The sequence below is a fragment of the Pseudobacillus badius genome, assembly GCF_002189605.1.
In the GTDB taxonomy this organism is placed as follows: domain Bacteria; phylum Bacillota; class Bacilli; order Bacillales; family Domibacillaceae; genus Pseudobacillus; species Pseudobacillus badius.
This window is the reverse complement of sequence record NZ_MWMM01000036.1, coordinates 1-5,761: the sequence shown is the minus strand read 5'-3', so window position 1 is coordinate 5,761 and position 5,761 is coordinate 1. Positions and strand designations below refer to the sequence as shown.

Genomic DNA, 5,761 nt, shown 5'->3' with positions numbered 1-5,761 from the left:
AAAACGTATCATGATTTATCATTTGTATTCGAGAAAAGAAAATGGACTCCTTCTTAAATTCCTAATTGTAAAAATTAGACATGCGGAAAGTCAGTTATAACAAAAGTATCAATAATTGTATGACATGAAACGTAAGGTTAAAAATTTAAAGGTCGATTTCAATGAGTAGCTGGACAAACAGATAATGTAAAGGAAAAAGTAGGAAAGCAGTTGATATAGAGTGAGAAAATCGAAAAAAATATTAAAAAATATGAGAGTGATAACTAGTTGCTATGTTAAAGCTGAAGAAAGCAAAGTTATCAAAAAGTAAAAATACTCATAATCGTCATAACCAAAGGGAAAGCTTGGAGCAGAGAGTAAGTGACAATTGAAAAGAGAAAAACAAATGAAAAATTTAAAATTCATAATGATTGAAAAGTAAGAAAAAGTGTATTAACTGACAAAATAAAAGCCGCTTTTCTTTCGAAATGTGGCTTTAAAACAACGTTAAGAGGTTATAAAGAAGATACGAGCTTATCAATTAGGTAGTTGATACTATGTGAACGAAAGCTTTCATTTTTATATTTCAAGTCAAGATTTCTAACTTGTTCAATTATAAATTTCTGATCCTTACTCTCTAGGTTAAATGGTACTTCATCATATACAGCAAGTAACAAGAAGTCATATCTAGATGATATATTCTGTTTTTTCAGAAGACGTTTTTTTACCCCCGCTCCAACTCTTCGATAACACTGCTAGATATATAATCCCTCGCGATGTCCGAATGGGGCAGCCCCGTTTAAGAAGTTCTTTCACTTTCCGTCGCTCTCCTTCCTGCTTCATTGAATCAAATCTCCTCCTTTCAGGAATCGATTTAATTATGAAGCATGTTGCAATTTAAGAAGACAATTTTGTATGTTTTTAGCCGTCTATATTGTCCAATTTAAAGGTTCTTACGGGGATTTGGGGAGAAGGCACTTGGGTTACTAGGTTAAGTATAATAACCAAAGGAGTGTGCTTTATATGAAAGCTCTTTCCTGGCCTTCTCCCGATCCTTGTTTGGATCTTGTCCATATTTCTTCTGTCGACAATACTCTGCTATTAACTGCCAAAAGCACTCGTGCTTCCGCCCCCTTGTCCTAATTGTGTAACACATAGCTCCCACCCTCACAGCCGATATACCGAAAAGTACAAGACCTCCCAATCAACGGACAGCCTGTCCAGCTTCTCATCCTGACAAGAAAGTGGTTTTGCGAAAACGTAACCTGTCCGGTTAAAGTTTTTACTGAAAGATACGAAGGCCTCTCGCAAAGCGGGAGAAGAACGCAAAGAACAGAAATGATTCTGGAGAAAATCGCTTTTTCCACCAGCTGCCTGGCTGCTGAAAAAGTAGCGAAAGCTGCCCACATTCCAATCAGTCATGATACACTCCTGACATTGATTCATCGAAAGAATATATCATCAGAGGTGTCTCCCTTTTATCGGACTTGATGATTTTGCTTTCCGCAAAGGAAATACTTATGGAACACTGATTTGTGACCTTCAAACGAACAATCCTTTGGCTATTCTTCCCCATCGTTTACCGGAAACGTTCACATCCTGGATAAAGAAATATCCATCTATTGAGATAGTCAGTCGCGATGGATTTACCGGATACTGACAGGCAATTACAGAAGCGAATCGCTCGATTCTTCAAGTGTATGACCAGTGGCACTTTATTCAAAATGCAAGGAAACAGCTGGATTCTTTTCTAGCGATTATGGTGCCTTCATCCGTTCGCTGGACGGAACAGCCTAAGACCCCTATGAAGGACCCTCCTCCATTGACCCGGCTAGAACAGCGAATAAAAAATCGACAAGAACAGAAATGGCTGTTTATTCAGGAAATCAAACAGGCTTATCAGAAAGGAAAAAATATATCAAGACTCGCAAAAGAATACGAACTAGACAGAAGGACGGTGCGAAAGTATATAAATATGAGCGGGCCGCCGTCTTTCACAAGAAAGCGGAAGAAAACTGTCAATCCCTATTATGATCAAATCTTTAAGCTGGAGCAGGAAGGAGATACAGTAAAAAAATTTATCGTATCCTCCAGAAACAGAATTACAAGGGAACCTTTTCATCTATGCGCACAATTGAGGAATCTATACGCAAAAAGCGAAAGCATCATCTGTCACAAGAAAACACTTTTCGTCTTTCGTACAAGAAATTAAGTTCTTGGTTATGGAAGCTCGCTGTTGACCTTTCTGAAGAAGAAAAAAAGCTCCTCAAAAATGCTGTCAGCTTTATCCTCTATTAGACAGCCTTCATTCTACTATTCAAGCTTATCACGAAGCGATTAATCAGAGAGATTATGAATCTCTTTTATTATGACTTAAAGGTCAGTTATCAAACCGTGACCGGCCGCTTTATTATTACGCTTTTCGATTGCGAAGTGACCTTCAGGCTGTAAAAAATGCCTTTACTATGTCTTACAGTAATGGTCTTTTAGAAGGACAAATTAATCGTCTGAAAACGATCAAACGAATGACTTATGGCCGTGCGAGTTTAAACCTTTTTGAGAAGAAAATTTTATATCGTCTTTAAATATTATTTTTAAAAAGGAAAATACCTTTCAAAGATGTTCGATCTCCATGTTCCCTAAACTCCCATAAGAACCATTTTAAAGGCGACCTTTCAATATAATTATGTAATTTATTTAAACCTCAAATTTTAACCTTTTTAAATAATGTGGTTTAATAAGGAAAAGTGATATAAGTTTTTATAGAGTTATACACAAAGGAGGAAAATGAAATGGAAAAAGAGTTTCAACATTCATCCAAACTAAAAGATTTCTTCGAGAAAAACAGTAAGGAATTTGAAGAGAAATTATTATCTGAGGCTGTCAATGTAAAAGATAAAATTAATGAGATTCTGGCAATAGGGAATATCGATCTTATAAAAAATGCACATAACTTAATTGTATACATTATTAAAGGGGAAGAAGAAGAACTTAAATTATTTGCGAAACAAGAAGGAATAGCGTGGGCTGCTCACTCCCTAACCCTATCCTTCAAATTGGAGTGGGTGCAAGCCATCCGCAGGACTTTATGGATTTTTATTGAACAGTATAACGAGTTATCGGATAAACAGACGACTTTGAATTTTTTCCGCCTGGAAAAGGAAATTAATAACCGGGTTGATACATTTTTAAATACTTTTTTTATTAATTATTCTACATATAAGGATTCCCTGATCATAGCCCAGAGAGAGTTAGTCGGAAGTCTATCGGTTCCTATCATTCCAATCAATACTTCGGTCTGTATTTTGCCTTTGATTGGTTCGCTTGATGCTTTTCGAATTTCAATTCTTGAGGAAAAGGCTCTAACTGAGATTGATGTATCTCATATTCAAACCTTAATTATGGATTTATCAGGAATTGCAGATATGGAACCACAAGTCATCGACCATTTAATGAAAGTTATCGACGGAGCTTCCCTGATGGGATGTAAAACGGTTATTACCGGATTAAGAGCAGAAGTCGTAAGAAAAATGATACATCAGGGACTCTCATTTGATCATACGACCAAAACACTGGGCACGTTGCAGCAAGCACTAAAAGAATACTTAATTAGCTAAATAAAGTCTAATATAAGTTGCAGAATTGATATTGTTGCTCAAGCCTCCTTAAAAGAAATCTCGTTCTTTACCTAATCTGTATTTATAGCTAAAGAATAAAGAACAAGGCTTAAAAAAATAGGACTTTCAATCGTCCTTAATTATAATTTATCAACGAGTATAGGATAAAACACTGATAGTTCTCCTCACTTTTGATTTTTGACAAAACACAGAATATACGTATAGCGGCGTTGATGATGTGAGGTGAATAGCCATGAAGTTAAAGCCAATGAGAAACAGATGGATAAGACTTTAGTGACTATTGAACAGCTAAAAAGGAATCATTTAAAAATTGTATGACTCTTAGAGAGAAATACCCAAAAAATATTGCTAGAGAACACCCTGTATATGATCCCAAGCATGATCATGATAAAGACGGTTAGGCTTGTGAAAGATAAATAGCCGATTTGAAAAAACCCTACTGAAGACACAAAAATCCAGTGGGGTTTCGCTTTAATTACCAAGAGAATTTTAAATCATAATAGCACCCGGTTTTTTGACTATACCACATACAAAAGTAGAATAATATCCCTGTTTATAAATAACTCCATAGCTGCAACTCGAATTTTTTCTTTGGATGCTTGGCGAATACGGTCGTTCTCTTCGAATGTACGTGGCATTTTAACTCCCATCCCCCATAAAAACAGTGATTTCCCGATATAAACCTTCAGAATGGGTGAGGAGCAATATATGTTAGGCATCCTCAATTTCAACAAAACGGATGTTGAAAATCTATGAAAACAATCGGCAACTTGAAAATTACCTGTCAAGTTCTTCTTTCCAGATTCTCTATTTCATCCTTTTACACATCGTTGATTTATCAAGATTTTGAGTTTCTTATCCAGCTGGACCTTCTCATAACCAGCTGCCATCCGATGCATCGTGCACAGCGACTAGGGATTAGTCTACACATCTTATACTTATCAGCAGGCAAGCCAAGAGAAAGGCAGTATCATGAGCATGCCCGGGACTGATCATGCCTCCATCGAACCATTTCCTTCCATCTCGACAAGCTTCAAAGCACTATGATCGCCCTTTTTAGAGCAAGCTATCGAAAACATCCCCATATTCAAGCGAAACTCAACAACCAGTCACTGATCAAGTACCGGCAGCTGGCTGCTTAAAGGTGTTTTGATCCCTGCCTCAAAAATGGGGGCCGTCCTGTCCTTTTCTCCACCCTATGTTTACACATAAAAAGCTCATTAGCGCTCGACAAATAATTTTCTAATACCAAAAGCTCCAATAGTAATACAGGCTGCTATATTAACACATAAGCGTATCGAGCTGGAATACAAATCAATCTCACTGCCTCTTGATTGCAAAGTTATAAAGGAAATAAATGTAAGAATTAACGTTATAAAACCAATCCACTCTAATAGTTTTAACTTTTCTCTCAAAATCATCCCTCCACAATATGACCACTTAAATATTTTTACCAACGGATAATATAGTAACGACTTGCCTATTATTTTTTACTTACTAATCGATTGAATCGGCAATTTCCACTAATACTTTTGGTGTCACCTTGTTTGCTAGTTCTTTATTGATTCCCAGTATATATTACCAATTGTCTTTTTCGAACACAAGGAAACGGAAATGTCTTTCAGCAATATAAATCGCTTTTTGTCCGTCTTTTAATGTGTAGACTGTTTGATGACTTCTATTTGTAGATACCACTTTATTTTTCAGAGGGCGAATATCAATTTTATAATGATTTATCGGTGATTTTTCATTAATAAACTCTATTTCTAAAGAGTCATTGATATTATATTCCTTATCTTCCCAAAACCGTCCGAACATATGGGTGAAAGGAATAGAAGGCATTTTAAATGGCAGCTTTACATCGTTCTTAAAGTGATTTTCAAATTCAGTCACTGCCTCGTGAACAGTTGTAAATCCAATTTGAGTATATACTTCCTCAAGAGGCGGCGTATCGTTTAAATGCGCATAGGCTGTTCCATTATTTGCCTCAAAACTTAAGATACTGAATAGAAACAGCACTGAGAAAGAAATTGGAGTTAGTATAGTTTCATGGACACAGTTTAATTAAGTCCTTACAATTATTTTGAGAGGATGTGTCCGAAATGGAACGTAAGCCTGCAGGCAAAAAATATAATGATGACTTT

The 5,761-nt window shown here is 36.2% G+C and carries 6 protein-coding genes; 4 read left to right on the top strand and 2 right to left on the bottom strand.

Annotated elements, in window-relative coordinates; genetic code table 11:
• Positions 1 to 1,146: 1,146 nt before the first annotated feature.
• On the bottom strand, positions 1,147 to 1,401 hold the full coding sequence (locus B1A98_RS20655) for a hypothetical protein (protein ID WP_063385335.1): 255 nt from the start codon (positions 1,399 to 1,401) through the stop codon (positions 1,147 to 1,149).
• A gap of 22 nt (positions 1,402 to 1,423) precedes the next feature.
• On the opposite strand from B1A98_RS20655, the gene B1A98_RS21050 reads away from it, so the two are divergent.
• From B1A98_RS21050 to B1A98_RS19680, 4 genes are all read left to right on the top strand, one after another.
• A complete protein-coding gene (locus B1A98_RS21050) occupies positions 1,424 to 1,639 on the top strand; it encodes a transposase (protein ID WP_125474370.1) in 216 nt (71 codons plus the stop codon).
• Between the two features lie 766 nt (positions 1,640 to 2,405).
• Positions 2,406 to 2,564 (top strand): transposase, encoded by a 159-nt coding sequence (locus tag B1A98_RS20270; RefSeq protein WP_170808527.1) that lies wholly within the window; start codon positions 2,406 to 2,408, stop codon positions 2,562 to 2,564.
• Positions 2,565 to 2,771: 207 nt separating this feature from the next.
• The gene (locus tag B1A98_RS19685; RefSeq protein ID WP_063385337.1) at positions 2,772 to 3,596 is read left to right on the top strand and encodes an STAS domain-containing protein; all 825 of its coding nucleotides are present in this window, start codon (positions 2,772 to 2,774) and stop codon (positions 3,594 to 3,596) included.
• A 335-nt stretch (positions 3,597 to 3,931) separates the two neighbouring features.
• Complete coding sequence (locus B1A98_RS19680) at positions 3,932 to 4,018, top strand: excalibur calcium-binding domain-containing protein (protein ID WP_082821776.1); 87 nt, start codon at positions 3,932 to 3,934, stop codon at positions 4,016 to 4,018.
• Between the two features lie 1,177 nt (positions 4,019 to 5,195).
• Here B1A98_RS19680 and B1A98_RS19675 read toward each other — a convergent pair.
• Entirely contained in the window at positions 5,196 to 5,510 is a 315-nt protein-coding gene (locus tag B1A98_RS19675) for a hypothetical protein (RefSeq protein ID WP_125474369.1), read from the bottom strand.
• Between the last annotated feature and the right edge of the window lie 251 nt (positions 5,511 to 5,761).